We start from the raw sequence: 17949 nt of genomic DNA, 5'->3' as shown, positions 1-17949 counted from the left end.
CATGCGGAGCCTTACGCTTTCCTCCGCATTGATGTTCCTTCTAATGACGGGAAGCGCACTGGCGCAGGTCGATTCCAGCGGCAACGGCAACACGGTTCCGCAATTGCAGAACCCTGCGGATGAAACCATCGAAATCGGACTTTCAACCGAAACCATCGCCATCACATCGAATTTCGGCGGCACTGACCTCACCATATTCGGCGCGCTCGACAATGCCGACCCGATGATCCAGCGACAAGGCCGTTACGATATCATCGTCGTGCTGCAAGGCCCCTCGCGCGATCTCGTGGTGCGCAAGAAGGACCGTTATCTCGGTGTCTGGGTGAATTCGGATTCGGAAACCTTCATGGGCGTGCCGCTCTCCTACTCGCTGGCCTCTACCCGCAATCTGCAGGACATTACCGAAGAGAAAATCTACCGACAACTTTCGGTGGGCGTGCGCAACTTCTATCTCGTCCCGGAAGATCCGGGCAGCCTGTCGGGCAATATCCCGACATTTGGCAACGAACTGCGCGAAATGAAAATCCGCCAGGGCCTCTATACGCAGCGCATCGGGGGTGTGGAGTTCATTTCCCGCACCTTGTTTCGCGCCACATTGAACCTGCCCGCCAATGTGCCGGTCGGGCGCCACAAGGCTCGGGCGCTTCTGTTCCGCAACGGTGTTTTTTTGCGTGAAGCCAATGCCAGTCTGGAAATCGTCAAGGCTGGTTTTGAACAGAGCATCTACAACGCCGCCCACCAGAACAGCTTTCTCTACGGCCTTTTTGCCGTTTTCCTTGCCGTCTTCACCGGCTGGTTCGGACGCATTCTGTTCCGCAGGGATTAACCCCCATAAAGCGCACCGCGCGCAATCGGGTAAACCTTACCCTGTCCCAGCATATAGGCGCGCAGGGTCTCGTCAGCGAACAGCCCTCGGAAAGCGCGATCCAGAATATTCAGCGCACCCGTATAGGCTCCGAAAGCAGGCATGATAAGCCTTTCCCCGTCGCTTACAAAACAGGGGCGGCGTACTGACCGCCCGCGTCGCACGATGCGGGCCGCCGGATGAAGATGGCCTGCAATCTCGCCCTGCCCGGCCTTGCGCGATGGTTCATGTCGGAAAACAAGCGGCCCGACTGCCAGTTCCTCCACACAATCGCCCGGCAGGTCGACCGGGCGATCCGGATCGTGATTGCCAGTGATCCAGAACCAGTCCCGATGCTCCATAAGCGATTTCAGCCGGATGGCATAAAGCGACGGCAGGCGTTCGCTGGCCGTCGCATCGTGAAAACTGTCGCCAAGGCTGATGACGGTTCGCGGCTGATAGCGCGCAATGGCCAGCGCCAGCATGTCGAGCGTCGCCGCTGTGTCATAAGGCGGGATGAGCTGGCCGCGCCGGGCAAAGGATGAACCTTTTTCCAGATGCAGGTCTGAGACGATGAGCATATGGAGATCAGGCAGGAACAGTGCACCGGATGGATCGCACACAGCTGCAACGCCACGCACTTCCGCATGGGCCAGACTGTAGGCCTCTCCGTTGCCCCACACGGCAGTCTTCATTGCATCGCCTCTCTGATTAGATCGTCTGCGGCCTCTTCAAGCAGCATTTCATCGCCCTCACCTGCCACACGCTCACGTCCGATTTCGAGCATCACAGGCAGCGCCAGCGGTGAAATCCTGTCGAGCGGCTTGTGCAGGAGATGACCTTTCACGCGTGCCAGCATGTCGCCAAGACGCTTGATATCCAGAAGCCCGGTCGCGGCATCCGCACGCGTCGCCTGCAGCAATATGTGGTCCGGCTCATGGGTCCGCAGCACGTCATAGATCAGGTCGGTGGAAACCGTAACCTGACGGCCTGTTTTTTCCTGTCCCGGATGACGGCGCTCGATAAGCCCTGAAATCACGGCACAATTGCGGAAAGTGCGTTTCAAAAGATAGCTTTCATCAAGCCAGGCTTCGAGATCGTCCCCCAGCATATCCTCATCGAACAGGCGGGTGAGATTGAGCTTTCCCGTGCCAATCAGCGCGCCCATATCCTTGAGGCCCCAGAGTCCCAGCGAATAATCGGTCGCGACAAAGCCAAGCGGATGTGCGCCCATGCGCTCCAGACGACGCGTCAGCAACATGCCGAGCGTCTGGTGTGCCAGCCTGCCCTCGAACGGATAGGCGACCATGTAGAAGCGATTGCCGCGCGGAAAAGTTTCGATCAGCAGCTCGTCCGTTGCTGGCAGTACGGATTTCCACTGCTGCACTTCCAGCCATTCCCGCACCTGTTCCGGCAAAAACTGCCAGCGCGTGCGGTCGGCAAGCATGGCGCGCACCTGCGCGGCAAGATAGGTGGAAAGCGGAAACTTGCCGCCTGCATAGACAGGAATCTTGGCATCCTGCCCGGCAGCATTGGAGGCGATGCATTCGTTCTCACGGATGCCTTCAAACCGCAGAACCTTTCCGGCAAACAGGAACGTGTCGCCAGCAGTGAGCGTCTCAAGGAAATATTCCTCGATGCGACCAAGAACACGTCCGCCGCGCGCATTTCCGCCCTTGCCGCCACGAGTAAGCCGGACATTGAGCTCCGGCGCTTCGACAATCGTGCCGATGTTGAGCCTATATTGCTGCGCAATGCGCGGATTAGACACCCGCCAAGTGCCGTCCACGGTCTTGCGGATTTTCGCGAACCGTTCATAGGTCTTGAGTGCGTAGCCGCCGGTCGCCACAAAATCCAGAATGCGGTCGAACGTGTCTCGCGGAAGGTTCGAATAGGGTGCGGCACTCTGCACCTCACGATAAAGCTGATCGGCGTTGAAAGGCTCGGCACAGGCCATGCCGAGCACATGTTGCGCCAGCACATCCAGCGCCCCATCGATCAGGGGTGGCGTATCCTGCGCACCCAGATAATTGGCATCAAGTGCGGCGCGACACTCCATCACCTCGAAGCGATTGGCGGGTACAAGAATGGCGCGGCTTGGCTCGTCCATGCGGTGATTGGCACGGCCAATGCGCTGCGCAAGGCGGCTCGCCCCTTTCGGTGCACGACATGAATGACCAGATCGACATCACCCCAGTCGATCCCGAGATCAAGCGTCGAAGTCGCGACCACAGCCCGCAATGTGTTGGCGGCCATGGCCTGCTCGACCTTGCGGCGCTGGCTGGCATCGAGCGAACCGTGATGCAGCGCAATGGGCAGCGTGTCCTCGTTGACCCGCCACAGTTCCTGAAACAGCATCTCCGCCTGACTGCGCGTATTGACGAATAAAAGCGTCGTGCGGTGCTGGCGGATCGCCTCGTAAATGTCAGGAATGGCATAACGTGACGAATGGCCTGACCATGGCACCCGTTCGTCGGAATCGAGAATGGTGATTTCCGGCTTGGCTCCGCCGTCCACCGTCACAAGACCGGCCATCGGCCCGGTGCCGTCCTGTTCCACCAACCAGCGGCGCAGTTCATCGGGCTCCGCCACCGTGGCGGAAAGGCCGATGGTCTGCAATTGCGGTTGCAGGCGGCGCAGCCGCGCCAGCCCCAGCGCCAGAAGGTGTCCGCGCTTGGAAATCACCAGCGAGTGCAATTCGTCCAGCACCACATAGCGCAGGCCCTTGAAGAACTGTTCCGCACCTTTAGATGCAATCAACAATGCAAGCTGCTCTGGCGTGGTCAGCAGAATATCCGGCGGCGCCAGCTTCTGCCGCTGGCGTTTGTGCGCAGGCGTGTCGCCGGTCCGGGTCTCGATGGTGATATCAAGGCCCATTTCCTCAACCGGCACCGTCAGATTGCGATGAATATCGACGGCCAGAGCCTTCAGCGGCGAGATATAAAGCGTATGCACGCCGCGCTTCGCCAAGCCGGGCTTTAAGCGCCCACGTTTTTCCAGATCCACCAATGCAGGCAGAAACCCGGCCAACGTTTTACCAGCCCCGGTGGGTGCGATCAGAAGCGTGGACTGGCCCTGTTCAGCACGGGCCAAAAGCTCAAGCTGATGCGCACGCGGCGACCAGCCCTTGGCCGCAAACCATTCAAGAAAACGGTCCGGCAAGGGAAAAGCGGCAGATGCGGCGGCGGGTTTCAGGTTCAGTGTCACGCCGTCAATCTAATCGCAGCGAGGCAAGCCGCCAAGGTGTTTGTTCACTTTTGTTCTCATTTTGTCAGCAGACGCAAGCTCCCTCTCTTTTCGGCGCGAACTTCGTGACCTATCTTGAAACCATGCGTTTCAACCAGCTTCTCTGCTCCTCTCCCAAAGGTCTTTATTGCCCGCCCGGCGATTTCTACATCGACCCCGTGCGTCCGGTGGAACGCGCGCTCATCACGCACGGACATTCCGATCATGCCCGCTCGGGCCACACCCATGTACTGGCAACGCCCGAAACGCTCGACATCATGGCGCTACGCTACGGCGCGAACTTCGCCGAAACCACGCAACCGATAGGCCTCGGTGAAACCCTGACGATCAATGGTGTCCGGGTCAGTTTTCATGGCGCGGGCCATGTGCTCGGTTCGGCCCAGATCGCAGTGGAGAAGGACGGAACCCGCATTGTCGCTTCGGGCGATTACAAGCGCGCAGCCGATCCAACCTGCGCACCTTTTGAGCCGGTCGCCTGTGATGTCTTCATCACCGAAGCAACCTTTGCGCTGCCAGTGTTTCGTCACCCTGATGCGTCACACGAGATCGCAACGCTTCTCAAATCAATCCGGCAATTTCCTGAACGCGCGCACCTTGTCGGTGCCTATTCGCTGGGCAAGGCGCAGCGGGTTATCAAACTCATACGCAATGCAGGCTACTCGGAACCGATCTATATTCACGGTGCACTGGAAAAGATGTGCGATTATTACCAGGCACAAGGTATCGATCTCGGTCCGCTTGAACCGGCAACCCTGGAACGTGACGAAGCGCAGCCGGATTTTGCAGGCAAGATCATCGTCGGTCCTCCATCGGCTTTTTCCGACCGTTGGGCGCGGCGTTTTCCCGATCCCATTTCGGCCTTCGCCTCCGGCTGGATGCGCATCCGCCAGCGCGCCAAGCAACAGGGCGTTGAACTGCCACTCATCATTTCCGACCATTGCGACTGGGATGAACTGACGGCGACCATAACGGAAATCGCACCTGCCGAAGTGTGGGTCACGCATGGACGCGAGGAAGCGCTTGTTCGCTGGTGCGAGTTGCAGAACATACCGGCCAAGCCGCTGCATCTCATCGGCTATGAAGATGAGGGCGATTGATGCGTGCTTTCGCTGAACTTCTTGACCGGCTGGTTCTGACGCCGCAGCGCAACGGCAAGCTTCGTCTGCTTGTTGACTATTTCCGCGCTACTCCCGACCCGGATCGCGGTCTGGCATTGGCGGCAATCACGCGCGATCTCGAACTGCAAAGCGTGAAGCCCGCCATGCTGCGCGCACTGATAGCCGAGCGCGTCGATCCCACGCTCTTTGCCTATTCCTATGATTATGTGGGAGACCTCGCCGAAACGATTTCGCTCATCTGGCCCGGCCCCAGTGAAACCGCACCCGGCGCAAATCTGCCACTTGGGATTGTGGTGCATGAATTGCAGCTTGCGTCGCGCCGCGAAGGCCCGATGCTCGTGGCCGGATGGCTCGATCTGCTCGGCATTTCGGAACGTTATGCGTTGTTAAAGCTCGTCACCGGTGGTTTGCGCGTCGGGGTTTCCGCCCGCCTCGCCAAACAGGCTCTCGCTGACTTTGGCGGCGTCAACGTTGTCGAAATCGAGGAACTCTGGCACGGCCAGTCACCGCCCTATGAGACGCTTTTCGCCTGGCTTGAAGGTCGCGGTGAAAAGCCTGCTGCCACCGCGGCCGCACCGTTTCGCCCCGTCATGCTGGCGACAGCGCTTAATGAAGCTGAAATCCCCTCGCTTGACGCATCCGCCTACAGCGCCGAATGGAAGTGGGACGGCATTCGCGTTCAGGCTGTCGCGGAAAGCGGTGTACGCCGCCTCTACTCGCGCACCGGTGACGATATTTCCGGCGCATTCCCGGACATTCTGGAGGCCATGGATTTCGAAGGTGCAATCGATGGCGAATTGCTTGTCGGTCATCACGGCGAAACCGGCATAGAAACTGCCACGTTTTCCGATCTCCAGCAAAGACTGAACCGCAAGACCGTGAGCGCGAAGCAGTTACGCGACTATCCCGCTTTTGTGCGGGCCTATGATTTGTTGCAGGACGGGAACCAGCAGACTGGCGAAGACCTGCGCGCCTTGCCTTTCTCCGAGCGCCGTGCCCGCCTGCAAGGTTTCGTCAGCAAGCTCGACCCTCGCCGCTTCGATCTTTCGCCAATACTGCCTTTCGCTGACTTCGAGGAATTGGCGCAGTTTCGCGCCAATCCACCCCATCCCGTCATCGAAGGCGTCATGTTGAAACGCCACGACAGCACTTACCTGCCCGGACGCCCGAAAGGGCCCTGGTTCAAATGGAAGCGTGATCCGTTCACCGTCGATGCCGTGATCGTTTATGCCCAGCGTGGACATGGCAAGCGCTCCAGCTATTATTCAGATTTCACCTTTGCCGTCTGGACGGGACCGGAAGGCGAGCCAGTGCTGGTGCCGGTTGGCAAAGCCTATTTCGGCTTTACGGACGAAGAATTGAAATTGCTGGACAAGTTTGTGCGCGAGAACACCACCGAGCGCTTCGGGCCGGTTCGGTCCGTGCGTGCCGAGCCCGATCATGGCCTGGTGGTGGAAGTTGCTTTCGAGGGTCTCAATCGCTCCACGCGCCATAAATCCGGCGTTGCCATGCGCTTTCCGCGTTTCTCACGGCTTCGCTGGGACAAGCCGCCCCGCGAAGCGGACCGGCTTGAAACACTGGAAAAGCTGCTAAGTTGATTATTCAGCCGCCGTCGAAACGCGGATTTCATAGATATTCACTGGCTTGCCGGAACCGCTCAAATCCGAGTTGACTGTGATCGTGCCTGCGCGACCTGCCTTCTGGCCGGACGAAATATCCATATCGAAAAGGAAGTCGCTCACGGAATCGCGAACGTCGTAGCGCCTTCGCCCACAATCGCCAAGACCGCCGAAATCACAATTGACTGACATCTGGGTCGTCTTGCCATCATCCGCTCGCGCAACAATGTCGAAGGTCGCCTTCTTGCCTTCCAGCTGGTTCAAAATGCCTTCGCCCACATCGAATGTGACCGTATCTTCGGCACCGGAAGATTGTACACGTGCGAAACTGCGTGTGCCTTCCTGCCTGATTTCCGCCGTCGCACGTCCCTTGACGGACATTCGTGTTGCCTCAGACGGCTGGAAAATCGTGATCCATTTCAATCCGCCGGGCTCTTCGCCTTCTTTCAAAGGCGCAATACTGCCATCGCTATGCAGCGGATTGTTCGCCGGTCCACGGCTCAAATCGATAAAGCTGTTATAGAGCGAATAACCGATGAAAGCGGCAACAGCGAGCACAAGCGCCGGAATACCATAGCTATAGAAAGGTGAATGACGTTTCTTTTTCCTGCGGTCCTTACGCGAAACGCCGCCCTCATAACCGAGATCGGCATTGCTGCGCTTCTTCTGCCGCGAGGTCGCACGGATGTCGCTGGTATCGAGCGCAGGCGATGCCTCTTCCGCCTTACCGCCAAGGATCGGATCTTCCCTGTGCGGAGCATCAAGTGACGGGTCGTGACGCTCAGTCTTGTCACCACCGGTCTTGAATTCCTGTTCAATGTGCGAGATCGCGTCCTTTAGCTTTTGGCGGCGCTGTTCCTTCTGCACATCGCTGAGCGCGGTATTTGCCGCAAGAGCGCGCTCATGCGCACCCCAAGCGGACTCATAGATTCGCTGGCGGGTCGCCGGATTATGCGCATCCGCCTTGGCAAATGCATTCCTGATCGCGCGCTCAATACTTTCCAAAGGTTGCTCTTCCCTTGTTCGTTCTTCCCGCCGTTTCGTCACGCCCTCAACAGGAGCAAGCGGTCTCCGATGCAGACGATTTCATAAGCCTCAGCGAAATTAACGTCTGAATCAAGGCATTTAGCTGTTCATCACCCGCTTTGACTAGCCAATAAGCATGTCGGAGACACCAAATATTAACTCTGACTGCGGTTTTCCCCCATCCGTATGGTTTTACAGCGCCGAACTGCCCCATGCGAATGAACGAGACATCCCGAAGTAGGCTGGCGATTCCCTCCCCTCCGGGCAATTCTGCTAACCATGGAGTGTCCATGCATCAAGAATGTCCCAATCAGCTGGTTTCCGTCACTCCCTGTCAAGATTCTCCGAAAACCGCGGGTGACCTGTATTGATAGATCGGTTCGCGCGCTTTTGATATTGCCGTTGAGCGAGGAGATGCTAAAACTATTACGTTTACGGAAACGTCAATCACGGAGGACGATTGAAGATGGCCTTGCCGGATATTCTGAAAAGCAGACTGCGCATCCCGGTGGTTGGTGCTCCCCTATTCATCATTTCGCATCCGGCTCTGGTCATGGCGCAGTGCAAGGCAGGCGTCGTCGGTTCCTTTCCCGCACTCAATGCCCGTCCTGAAGCACAACTCGACGAGTGGCTGGCAGAGATCACGGAAGGACTTGCCACTTACGACAAGGCCAATCCGGATCGGCCATCCGCACCCTTCGCGGTCAACCAGATCGTGCACCGTTCCAACAAGCGCCTTGAGTACGATCTCGGCCTTTGCGTGAAATACAAGGTGCCGATCGTCATTTCCTCGCTCGGCGCTGTGCCGGAAGTGAATGCGGCAATCCATTCCTATGGCGGCATCGTCCTTCATGACGTCATCAACAACCGCCATGCCAATTCGGCAATCCGTAAGGGCGCGGACGGCCTTATCGCGGTCGCTGCCGGTGCTGGCGGCCACGCCGGTGCGCTGTCGCCCTTCGCGCTCGTGCAGGAAATTCGTTCTTGGTTCGACGGCCCCTTGCTCCTTTCGGGCGCCATCGCCAATGGCGGATCGATCCTCGCCGCTCAGGCCATGGGCGCCGACCTCGCCTATATCGGCTCGCCTTTCATCGCCACGACCGAAGCGCGCGCGACAGATGCCTACAAGCAGATGATCGTCGACTCGAATTCATCCGACATCGTCTATTCCAACTACTTCACCGGCATCGGAGGCAATTATCTGAAGCCGTCGATCGCCAACTCAGGTCTCGATCCGGAAAACCTGCCGGAAGCCGATCCATCCAAGATGGATTTCGACAAGGCTCAGCAGGAAGGCGCCAAGGCCTGGAAGGATATATGGGGCTGCGGTCAGGGTATCGGAGCCATCCACGAAGTGGCACCTGCCGGGCAACTGGTCGACCGGCTGGAGCGTGAATATAACGACGCCCGCCAGCGTCTTTGCGCAGGCGTTTGATTCCTTGATGGTCACGGAACCGCGCCAGCTTGAAGGCTGGTGCGGTTCCAACGTTTCACACTCTACGGATCATTATCGCATGCCCGCTGTAAAACCCGGTTGATTTCCGCCCCGTCTGGTACTGCCGATGTACATGTTGTGAAACCTTTCTAACAAACAACGATATTGTTTGATTTGGGCCTTGCTTTCCTCCGTGCTTTTGGTTATCAGCGCACCGTTCAGTCGGAAACGGTTGGCTTCCTTCGGGAAATTGGAATGTAATGTTCCGGGCCGCTTTAGCTCAGTTGGTAGAGCACATCATTCGTAATGATGGGGTCAGGTGTTCGAGTCACCTAAGCGGCACCATAAAATCAATGATTTAGCCAGTTTTCGTTTTCACCACATTGACGCTAGCAATCAAATAGCAATCATCGTCGTGTAGCGCGCAAAATCGAATGACAACAGTTTTACGATTTCAAAGAACTGAGCGGAACGTTCATTGAAGCCCCACTGAAGGGGCCGTTAAGCCCTCCCGCTAATTATCAGTTCGTTGACCACCTTCCCCTTACCGTCAGCCGCTGCGTAGGTCAGGTCCACATCTTCGATGTCGAAGGCCGAAAAGATCGATCGGATCTCCGGCACGTCGTTGATGGACATGATGAAGCGACCCATGATGCGACCGAGGCGCTCGGCCATCACCTGGTATTGGCCTCGGCTGAACAACTCCTTCCCATAACAGTCCTCGCTGCCCCAATACGGCGGATCGAGATAAAACAGCGTCTCCGGTCGGTCGTAGCGGTCGATGAAGGCGCTCCAGTCGAGGTTCTCAATGACGCCAGACGCAAGGCGTTCATGGATTCTGTCGCAGTGGCGTCAGTCTCACTGCATGAAGCGGGCAATAGCACCACTACGCGGCTGAACCGAAAGGTCTTCATCATCCTGATCGGTTTCGAGCCGCTGCAGAATCGGGCAATGGGGGCGATGGTCGCCGTGACAGGCGTTGACCAACGTCGTGAGTGTCTGGGTCATGTCTTGCAGATCGGCGATCTTCTTCTGGAGTTCGTCGATATGAACTTGTGCCAAACGTTTGACTACCGCGCTCTGTCGCGTCTCGTCACGCCATAACCCGAGAAGATCACCTATCTCCGCAACGGAGAAGCCGAGATCTCTGGCTCGCCGTATGAAACGGAGCATATGCACGTCTGTGTCCGAATAGTCGCGGTAGCCGGAAGCTGTTCGGTCGGCAGCAGGTATGAGGCCGGTCTGCTCATAGTATCGGATCATCTTGGCTGATACGCCGGATGCTTTAGAAGCTTGTCCAATATTCATGTAATCACTCCCGCAATCTTCAGGCCGGCAAAGCCTTAAGAGCATTTTCGCGAGAGCCGATCTGGAACGTGCAAGTATCGCCTTTATTGGGTAGACAAATTGCTGCGTTCTTCGTCTCTGGAGTTCTAACAAGAGCATTCATAGCTGACTCCTTTTTCGTTCCGAAATTCAGGTTCAGTCGAAGTATGGTTCTTCCAACCGTGGGAAGGTCAATGACATTTTTCTTGTTTTTTCCACTTGACCTTTCCACGGTTGGAAGAACCACCTTGCATGTCATGAGACCCAAACAAGGAGAAATCTCATGGAATTGAAAATCGAAGGCATGACCTGCGGCGGGTGCGCCAAATCTGTAACTATGGCGATCCAATCGGTAGATTCCGGCGCCAAGGTCGACACCAATCCGACAGAGCGCGCGGTCAAGGTCGAAACAACTGCGACACTGGCATCTGTCTTGAAGGTTCTCGAGGAAGCAGGTTATCCCGCAACCGCTAACTGAATAGGAACAAGATCGCGCCGATATTCATCACGGATGTGCTTGCGATCAGCGCAGGCATGGCGATCGCACAAGGCTAGATGACAACGGATAATCCATGCATTGTCACGATATGTCTGCAATGTAGAAGCCTTTGTCGAGCAGTCCTTCGACAAAGGCCTATACAGTCTCCATGGATACCATGATGAAGAAATGAAGCGCCGATCACAGCGACTAGCTGCCTGGAACCGCCGCCGCGTATCATGACCATACGCAGCGGCGGCTTTTTATCTCAGTATTATTCTCCGCCGGAAATCATCGGTATGGGGCAGTCCTGTCTGGAACGCATCTCGGAAAAAGTGAAAAGGTTTCGAACAAGTCGGCTTTCGGAGCAAAATTAAAGGGCGCAAATCTGATCCAGACCTGCGCTCTATCATCACGTTGTCCACTTCATCGATTTGCACAGCGATTTTAGTGGCGAGCAACAATACTCTGAGTTTTCGCCGCCTGCTGCCGGCTCATCTGTTCAAGCAAGGCTCGCAACTGGTTTTCATCCACAGCATCTGCAGCCATGACAGCGCGGATTATGGGATCCGAGAGTAGTTCCTGAGCGGTTGGCTCCGGGTAGCAGTCGAATCTATTGCACATATGAATTCTCTCCCTTCATACTCTCTCAGGATTGACCCTTGATCCAGTTCACTGGGCTGGTGTTTGGTTAGGCCCGTCATCGGGCGTGAAAAACACATCGGCATGCATGTCCTCAACACGTAATCCGCGCGCCAAGGCGAGCTGAATGGCAGCGTCAACCATTCCCGGTGGGCCGGCGACATAGGCCTTCCACCCATCAAGGTCCATCAGGTCGTCGGCAACCGCCTTTGTCACAAAACCACAGCGGTACTGTGTCGCTTCTGCCTCGGATAACACCACCACAAAGGTAAGATTGGCATACTGTTCGGCCAAGGACTGAAAATGCTCGACGAGGTAGAGATCACACTCGCTGCGTGCTCCGAAATAAACATGGATCGGCTGCTTCATGCCGTGAGCAAGGGCGGTCTCAACGATCGACTTGATCGGCGCAAGGCCGGAACCGCCAGCGATGCACAGCATCGGGCCGGAATGATTTTGGCGCAGATAGGAGGAACCAAGGGGAAATTCGAGTTCAACTTTGTCACCGGACTTCAGCGCGCCGTGTATGTGTTCGGACGTAATACCTCCTGCGACGCGGCGAACGTGAAATTCCAGACTGCCCTCACCTACACGGTTGGCCATGGAATAGCTGCGCATCGGAGTTCCGGTAAATCTGATCTGGGCATATTGTCCGGCGGTAAACGGCAAAGACGAGCCATCTGCAGGCGCAATTCGTATCAGTTTGATGTCGTGCGTGAGGTCATATAGTCCGATCACGACCGCATCAAGACGCCGCGGAGCCTCCACGGCCTTTTCGTCGCTGACAAGCCACGCGACAGCGACATCCGTTTGCGGCAATGCGCAGCACGCGAGGATCAAGCCGTCGGATTTCTCCTCCTCAGTCAGTGCAAAGCGCGAGTGCTGAAGCAATTGAACCTCACCCTCGATCAGGCGCGATTTGCATGAACCGCAGCGACCGGATCGGCAGCCATGAGGATAGGAAATACCGGCAGCGAGTGCAGCTTCGAGGATTGTTTGTCCGTTCGAGACTTCCAGTCGGGTCCGTGTCTGTCGTATATCAACGTTTCTTCTGGTCATCCGGCTTTCCTTACAGTCCATCATTCAATCCGAGGGCCTTGAGCAAACCTGGCTTCTGCCGCACGAATGTTCCGTAGAAAATTTCAGAACCGACAATCGTGATCGGAGCCACCCGAACCCCTGTGCGCGCTTTGGCTTCCTCGGCAATCTCCGGCTCACTGAGGTCGCGCTCCTCATAGGAAAGCCCCTGCTCGGAGAGCCAGCGCTTAAGGGCATGACAGTCCGGACAAGTCGGGGTTGTGTAAATGAGAATGTGCGGCGTACTGGTGTGCGTCATATCTGGGCCTTTCACTCGGTGGACGTGCTTGCGTTCCCAGTCCGGCCGACAATCGACTGGCGTTCTGAGCGGAATTTTTGTCAGCCTGCAGCTTCCAACACTTGTAAGGTCAAGACCGTTTTTTTGCGCAGGGACGTGACCCGATCACGAACAGTGCGAAGGCTCCGGCCCTCACATGCAAGAGCAGCATCGTTTGATCGATCGCTTCTTCTCTTTCCCGGAATATTGGCGAAACAACGCGCGAGATTGGCCGCCAAACGAGGTTGCAGCTGCCACCAATACTCTCCTTGGGAAAATAACTCTCAGGGCCTTGACCTTTCCACCGTTGGAAACAGCAAGGTCGTCAAATGACCGTCGTCATGTCCCGCTGGCAGACGCTGCAGCCCTATGAAGGAGAACGAGAATGAGTAATAGAGCCGCCGCCCTGTTCCTGGCCGGCGCCGTCATCGTTGGTGGTACCTTTTATGCGGTCTATCGAGACGATATCGAGCCATATACCCAAAGATTCCTCTCGCTTGTTTCATCCGCAGCCGCACAGCCCGCTCAAATGCCTGCTCCCCAAGTACCGGTTGCCGAGGTCGTCACACGCGATGTTGCCCCATCCGTAGAGTTTACCGGTCATACCGAGGCAACAAGGACAGTTGACCTGCGTCCACGTGTAGGTGGGGCCATAGTTAGCGTCAGCGTTCCTGAAGGCGGCCTTGTTCGACCCGGCGACCTTCTGTTCCAGATCGATGCAAGGCCGTTCCAGGTCGCATTGGATGCAGCCAAAGCTCAATTGCAGCAGGCTATTGCTTTGCTTGATCAGGCTGAGATCGATTTCAAACGCGCTGAAGCGCTGGCTCCGAATGGGACTGTATCGCGTAAGACCTTTGATGATGCGAGGGCTGCACTTAGGCAGCGCAAGGCTCAGGTGGAGATCGTCAAGGCTGCCATTGCAGCTGCAGAACTCGATCTGTCTTTCACGCGTGTCACAGCACCGATTGCCGGTCGCGTTGATCGCGTTCTTGTCACAGAAGGCAATCTCGTTACCGGCGGCAATGCGGGGGCTGCCACGCTTCTCACCACGATTGTTTCGACCGATCCACTCTATGTTTATTTCGATATCGATGAAGCAACCTATCTGGAATTCGCAGCTCGTGGACGCGCATCCGTGACGGAGGGCGAAGCAGACAGGCTTTCGGTTAAGGTCGGCTTGATGATCGATAATGGCCACCCGCTTGTCGGCGAACTCGATTTTCTCGGCAACCGCATCGACCGGGGCACAGGCACGATCAGAGCCCGTGCAATCGTTCAGAATTACGACGACAGGCTGGCTCCTGGCCTTTTCGTCCGAGTGAAGCTCGTGACTGCCGAACCGACCCAAACCGTACTCATTGATGAGCAGGCGATTGCCGTCGACCAGGGGCGACGCTATGTGCTGGTACTCGGAGCGGAGAATAAGGCAGAGTACCGCCCGATTGAACTGGGACCGATGATCGACGGAATGCGCGTTATTTCTGCGGGACTCAAGTCCGGTGAAAAAATCATCATCAAGGGGCTCGTTCGCCCCGGAATGGAAGTCGATCCGCAGATAGTGCCGATGCTCTCCAACCAGCAGGGCGAAGCTGCCCAGGCTGCAGCAAATGTTCGGGAGGCGCATCGATGAACATCCCGCGCTTTTTCGTAGATCGCCCGATCTTTGCGGTTGTCCTCTCTGTCCTGATGTTGATTGGTGGAGGACTCACACTCCTGAAGCTGCCCTTGAGTGAGTATCCGCAGGTAACTCCTCCAACGGTGCAGGTTACAGCGAACTATCCGGGTGCCAGCCCTGAAGTGATCGCCGAAACGGTCGCCGCGCCGCTGGAGCAGGTCATTAATGGCGTGGAGAATATGCTCTATATGAGCTCGCAGGCTGCCACCGATGGACGTATGACGTTGACCGTTACGTTCCAGCAGGGCACGGATCCTGACATGGCGCAAATTCAGGTGCAGAATCGCGTCTCACGCGCGCTTCCGCGTCTGCCGCAGGAGGTTCAGCGCATCGGCGTGGTGACGCAAAAGACTTCGCCCGATATTCTGATGGTGGTTCATCTCGTATCACCCGATGATCGCTATGATCCGCTCTATCTGTCGAATTTCGCCACCTTGCAGGTACGCGACCAGCTTGCGCGTATTTCGGGTGTAGGCGACGTGCTTGTCTGGGGGGCTGGTGAATACTCCATGCGGGTCTGGCTTGATCCGGCGAAAGTGGCCGCCCGCGGTCTGACCGCTTCGGACGTCGTGGCAGCAATTCAGGAGCAGAATGCCCAGGTAGCCGCAGGCTCGGTAGGCCAACAACCAGATGCCTCGGCTGCACTTCAGGTTACGGTCAATACACTCGGCAGGTTATCCAATGAGGAACAGTTCGGCGATATCGTCGTCAAGACCGGCGCTGATGGTCAGGTTACCCGGTTGCGGGACGTTTCACGAATCGAACTAGGGGCTGACGGCTATGCTCTGCGCAGTCTTCTCGATGGAAAACCGGCACTGGCGATGCAGATCGTCCAGAGCCCCGGCGCCAACGCACTCGATGTAGCCAGCGCCATTCGCGGCACCATGGAAGAACTGCAGAAGGGGTTTCCCGAAGGGATCGAATATCGCATTGCCTATGATCCCACAGTCTTCGTGAAAGCCTCCCTTGAGGCTGTCGTGATGACATTGCTTGAAGCCATCGTCCTGGTCGTAATCGTTGTCGTGCTCTTCCTTCAGACTTGGCGTGCCTCGATCATTCCTTTGGTCGCCGTGCCGATATCGTTGGTCGGCACATTCGCCCTCATGTATATGTTCGGTTTCTCGCTGAACACGCTATCTCTGTTCGGCTTGGTGCTGTCCATCGGAATTGTGGTCGATGACGCTATCGTCGTCGTCGAAAATGTCGAGCGTCACATCGCGCTCGGCGAAACGCCCAAGCAAGCTGCTCGCAAGGCTATGGACGAAGTGACGGGACCAATCATTGCCATTACGTCTGTGCTCTCGGCGGTCTTCATCCCGTCCGCATTTCTGTCCGGCCTGCAAGGTGAGTTCTATCGCCAGTTCGCCCTCACAATCGCAATTTCGACCATCCTGTCGGCAATCAATTCCCTCACACTTTCTCCCGCACTTGCAGGCGTGCTCTTGAAGCCGCATCACGGCGACGTGAAACGTGATCTCCTGACACGGGTGATCGACGGTTTGTTCGGCTGGTTCTTCAGGCTCTTCAACCGGTTCTTCGACAGTGCATCGACTGCCTATGTCTGGTCGGTGCGACGCGCCTTGAGGTTGAGCACGCTCGTCCTGTTCGTCTATGCCGGCCTGCTTGGCATGACATGGATGGGGTTCCAGACTGTACCCAGCGGATTTGTTCCGGCTCAGGACAAATATTATCTCGTTGGTATTGCGCAGCTGCCAACGGGAGCGTCGCTCGACAGAACCGAGGCGGTGGTTAAGAAAATGTCGGAGATCGCACTTGCCGAACCCGGCGTGGAAAGTGTGGTCGCTTTCCCGGGGCTTTCGGTCAATGGCATGGTCAATATCCCGAACGCTGCTGTCATGTTCACGATGCTCAAGCCCTTTGACGAACGTAACGATCCCTCCTTGTCCGCCTTTGCCATAGCAGGCCGCTTGATGGGCAAGTTCAGCCAGATACCTGATGGTTTTGCCGGTATATTTCCGCCACCGCCGGTTCCTGGCCTCGGTACGACTGGAGGTTTCAAAATCCAGATCGAAGACAGGGCCAGCCTGGGGCTTGAAGCGCTTGCCGAGGCGCAAGGGGCAATCATGGCCAAGGCGATGCAGGCACCTGAACTCGCGGGCATGCTTGCAAGCTTCCAGATGAATGCGCCGCAGGTTCAGGTGGATATCGACAGGGTGAAAGCCAAATCGCAAGGTGTGCCCCTCAACACAATTTTTGAAACGCTGCAGGTGAACCTTGGTTCTCTCTATGTGAATGATTTCAATCGTTTTGGCAGGACTTATCGGGTGGTTGTCCAGGCAGATGCGCCTTTCCGGATGCACCCGGAAGATATTGGCCGACTGAAGGTGCGCAACATGGCTGGTGAAATGATTCCGTTGTCGGCGCTTTTGACGATCCAGCATAGTTCGGGACCGGATCGCGTCATGCATTACAACAGCTTCCCATCGGCCGATATCAGCGGCGGTCCGGCGCCCGGCTATTCGTTCGGACAGGCAACAGCCGCAATAGAACGCATAATGACAGAAACCCTGCCATCCGGCATGGCCTTCGAATGGACCGAGCTCGCTTATCAGGAGAAGCAGGCCGGAAACACGGCAATGTATATTTTCCCACTTTCCGTTCTACTCGCTTTTCTCATTCTGGCTGCCCAGTATAATAGCTGGTCGTTACCGCTCGCTGTATTGCTGATCGCGCCGATGGCTCTGCTTTCGGCAATTGTCGGGGTCTGGCTTACCGGTGGCGACAACAACATTTTTACTCAGATCGGTTTCGTCGTTCTGGTTGGCCTTGCTGCCAAGAATGCGATCCTGATCGTCGAGTTCGCGCGAGCAAAGGAAAATGAGGGCGTCGATCCGTTAAATGCCGTGCTAGAGGCGGCACGGCTTCGACTTCGACCCATCCTGATGACTTCGCTCGCCTTCATTGCAGGTGTCGTACCACTTGTGATCGCAACAGGAGCGGGTGCCGAAATGCGGCATGTCATGGGCATAGCCGTGTTTTCCGGCATGCTCGGCGTCACGTTGTTCGGGCTGCTCCTGACGCCGATATTCTACGTCGTGGTGCGAAAACTCGCATTGCGTCGAGATAAAAATGTTGCAGGATCGGCACAAGAACAGAAACCATGACAATAAGCCGAAGCAAACTGACATACGGGAATGCGGAAGAAAACTTGGACTATCAAGAAGG

At 56.6% G+C, this 17949-nt stretch carries 13 protein-coding genes, 1 tRNA gene and 1 pseudogene; 8 read left to right on the top strand and 7 right to left on the bottom strand.

Annotated features, from left to right (window positions below; genetic code table 11):
- Position 1 precedes the first annotated feature (1 nt).
- On the top strand, positions 2 to 826 hold the full coding sequence (locus LJ361_RS13300; RefSeq protein ID WP_010659221.1) for a TIGR02186 family protein: 825 nt from the start codon (positions 2 to 4) through the stop codon (positions 824 to 826).
- On the opposite strand, the gene pdeM is transcribed toward LJ361_RS13300, so the two are convergent.
- Positions 823 to 1539 (bottom strand): ligase-associated DNA damage response endonuclease PdeM, encoded by a 717-nt coding sequence (gene pdeM, locus LJ361_RS13295; protein WP_264811713.1) that lies wholly within the window; start codon positions 1537 to 1539, stop codon positions 823 to 825. The two genes, LJ361_RS13300 and pdeM, sit on opposite strands and share 4 nt — an antisense overlap.
- A pseudogene (locus LJ361_RS13290) lies at positions 1536 to 4051 on the bottom strand (ligase-associated DNA damage response DEXH box helicase). The gene pdeM and the pseudogene LJ361_RS13290 overlap by 4 nt, the downstream one beginning before the upstream one ends.
- A gap of 122 nt (positions 4052 to 4173) precedes the next feature.
- Between LJ361_RS13290 and LJ361_RS13285 the strand changes: the two are divergent.
- Together LJ361_RS13285 and LJ361_RS13280 are read left to right on the top strand one after the other, a co-directional pair.
- The gene (locus LJ361_RS13285; protein ID WP_264813602.1) at positions 4174 to 5187 is read left to right on the top strand and encodes a ligase-associated DNA damage response exonuclease; all 1014 of its coding nucleotides are present in this window, start codon (positions 4174 to 4176) and stop codon (positions 5185 to 5187) included.
- Positions 5187 to 6806, top strand: coding sequence for a cisplatin damage response ATP-dependent DNA ligase (locus tag LJ361_RS13280; RefSeq protein WP_264811712.1), 1620 nt, complete (start codon positions 5187 to 5189; stop codon positions 6804 to 6806). The genes LJ361_RS13285 and LJ361_RS13280 overlap by 1 nt, the downstream gene beginning before the upstream one ends.
- Here LJ361_RS13280 and LJ361_RS13275 read toward each other — a convergent pair whose 3' ends face one another.
- Positions 6807 to 7832 carry a hypothetical protein gene (locus LJ361_RS13275; protein ID WP_012093378.1) on the bottom strand — a complete coding sequence of 342 codons (1026 nt, stop codon included), beginning with the start codon at positions 7830 to 7832 and terminating at the stop codon, positions 6807 to 6809.
- 487 nt (positions 7833 to 8319) lie between these two features.
- Between LJ361_RS13275 and LJ361_RS13270 the strand changes: the two genes are divergently transcribed.
- Positions 8320 to 9288 carry an NAD(P)H-dependent flavin oxidoreductase gene (locus LJ361_RS13270; protein WP_264813601.1) on the top strand — a complete coding sequence of 323 codons (969 nt, stop codon included), beginning with the start codon at positions 8320 to 8322 and terminating at the stop codon, positions 9286 to 9288.
- A gap of 269 nt (positions 9289 to 9557) precedes the next feature.
- Positions 9558 to 9633, top strand: a tRNA-Thr gene (locus tag LJ361_RS13265).
- 156 nt (positions 9634 to 9789) lie between these two features.
- Here LJ361_RS13265 and LJ361_RS13260 read toward each other — a convergent pair.
- A complete protein-coding gene (locus tag LJ361_RS13260; protein WP_313732709.1) occupies positions 9790 to 10071 on the bottom strand; it encodes a hypothetical protein in 282 nt (93 codons plus the stop codon).
- Positions 10072 to 10146: 75 nt separating this feature from the next.
- Positions 10147 to 10596, bottom strand: a complete 450-nt coding sequence (gene cueR / locus LJ361_RS13255; protein ID WP_010659229.1) for a Cu(I)-responsive transcriptional regulator — start codon at positions 10594 to 10596, stop codon at positions 10147 to 10149.
- 301 nt (positions 10597 to 10897) lie between these two features.
- Here cueR and LJ361_RS13250 point away from each other — a divergent pair, with 301 nt between their 5' ends.
- A complete protein-coding gene (locus LJ361_RS13250; RefSeq protein WP_010659230.1) occupies positions 10898 to 11092 on the top strand; it encodes a heavy-metal-associated domain-containing protein in 195 nt (64 codons plus the stop codon).
- A gap of 672 nt (positions 11093 to 11764) precedes the next feature.
- Here LJ361_RS13250 and LJ361_RS13245 read toward each other — a convergent pair.
- Together LJ361_RS13245 and LJ361_RS13240 are read right to left on the bottom strand one after the other, a co-directional pair.
- Complete coding sequence (locus LJ361_RS13245; RefSeq protein WP_125301017.1) at positions 11765 to 12793, bottom strand: 2Fe-2S iron-sulfur cluster-binding protein; 1029 nt, start codon at positions 12791 to 12793, stop codon at positions 11765 to 11767.
- A 10-nt stretch (positions 12794 to 12803) separates the two neighbouring features.
- On the bottom strand, positions 12804 to 13070 hold the full coding sequence (locus LJ361_RS13240) for a glutaredoxin family protein (RefSeq protein ID WP_010659232.1): 267 nt from the start codon (positions 13068 to 13070) through the stop codon (positions 12804 to 12806).
- A gap of 403 nt (positions 13071 to 13473) precedes the next feature.
- On the opposite strand from LJ361_RS13240, the gene LJ361_RS13235 reads away from it, so the two are divergent.
- Positions 13474 to 14718, top strand: coding sequence for an efflux RND transporter periplasmic adaptor subunit (locus LJ361_RS13235; protein WP_264811710.1), 1245 nt, complete (start codon positions 13474 to 13476; stop codon positions 14716 to 14718).
- The gene (locus tag LJ361_RS13230; protein WP_010659234.1) at positions 14715 to 17888 is read left to right on the top strand and encodes an efflux RND transporter permease subunit; all 3174 of its coding nucleotides are present in this window, start codon (positions 14715 to 14717) and stop codon (positions 17886 to 17888) included. The genes LJ361_RS13235 and LJ361_RS13230 overlap by 4 nt, the downstream gene beginning before the upstream one ends.
- Positions 17889 to 17949: the final 61 nt, after the last annotated feature.

The organism is Brucella sp. JSBI001, assembly GCF_026014005.1.
In the GTDB taxonomy this organism is placed as follows: domain Bacteria; phylum Pseudomonadota; class Alphaproteobacteria; order Rhizobiales; family Rhizobiaceae; genus Brucella; species Brucella anthropi.
Note: the sequence above shows the minus strand (reverse complement) of the source record. Positions and strands in the feature narration are given on the sequence as shown.

What these genes read in the sequence shown, in the direction of transcription:
- LJ361_RS13300 (WP_010659221.1), top strand. Translation starts at nt 2, where the DNA reads ATGCGGAGCCTTACGCTTTCCTCCGCATTGATGTTCCTTCTAATGACG.
- LJ361_RS13245 (WP_125301017.1), bottom strand. Translation starts at nt 12,793, where the DNA reads ATGACCAGAAGAAACGTTGATATACGACAGACACGGACCCGACTGGAA.
- LJ361_RS13230 (WP_010659234.1), top strand. Translation starts at nt 14,715, where the DNA reads ATGAACATCCCGCGCTTTTTCGTAGATCGCCCGATCTTTGCGGTTGTC.
- LJ361_RS13240 (WP_010659232.1), bottom strand. Translation starts at nt 13,070, where the DNA reads ATGACGCACACCAGTACGCCGCACATTCTCATTTACACAACCCCGACT.
- LJ361_RS13270 (WP_264813601.1), top strand. Translation starts at nt 8,320, where the DNA reads ATGGCCTTGCCGGATATTCTGAAAAGCAGACTGCGCATCCCGGTGGTT.
- LJ361_RS13250 (WP_010659230.1), top strand. Translation starts at nt 10,898, where the DNA reads ATGGAATTGAAAATCGAAGGCATGACCTGCGGCGGGTGCGCCAAATCT.
- LJ361_RS13285 (WP_264813602.1), top strand. Translation starts at nt 4,174, where the DNA reads ATGCGTTTCAACCAGCTTCTCTGCTCCTCTCCCAAAGGTCTTTATTGC.
- LJ361_RS13280 (WP_264811712.1), top strand. Translation starts at nt 5,187, where the DNA reads ATGCGTGCTTTCGCTGAACTTCTTGACCGGCTGGTTCTGACGCCGCAG.
- LJ361_RS13235 (WP_264811710.1), top strand. Translation starts at nt 13,474, where the DNA reads ATGAGTAATAGAGCCGCCGCCCTGTTCCTGGCCGGCGCCGTCATCGTT.
- cueR (WP_010659229.1), bottom strand. Translation starts at nt 10,596, where the DNA reads ATGAATATTGGACAAGCTTCTAAAGCATCCGGCGTATCAGCCAAGATG.
- pdeM (WP_264811713.1), bottom strand. Translation starts at nt 1,539, where the DNA reads ATGAAGACTGCCGTGTGGGGCAACGGAGAGGCCTACAGTCTGGCCCAT.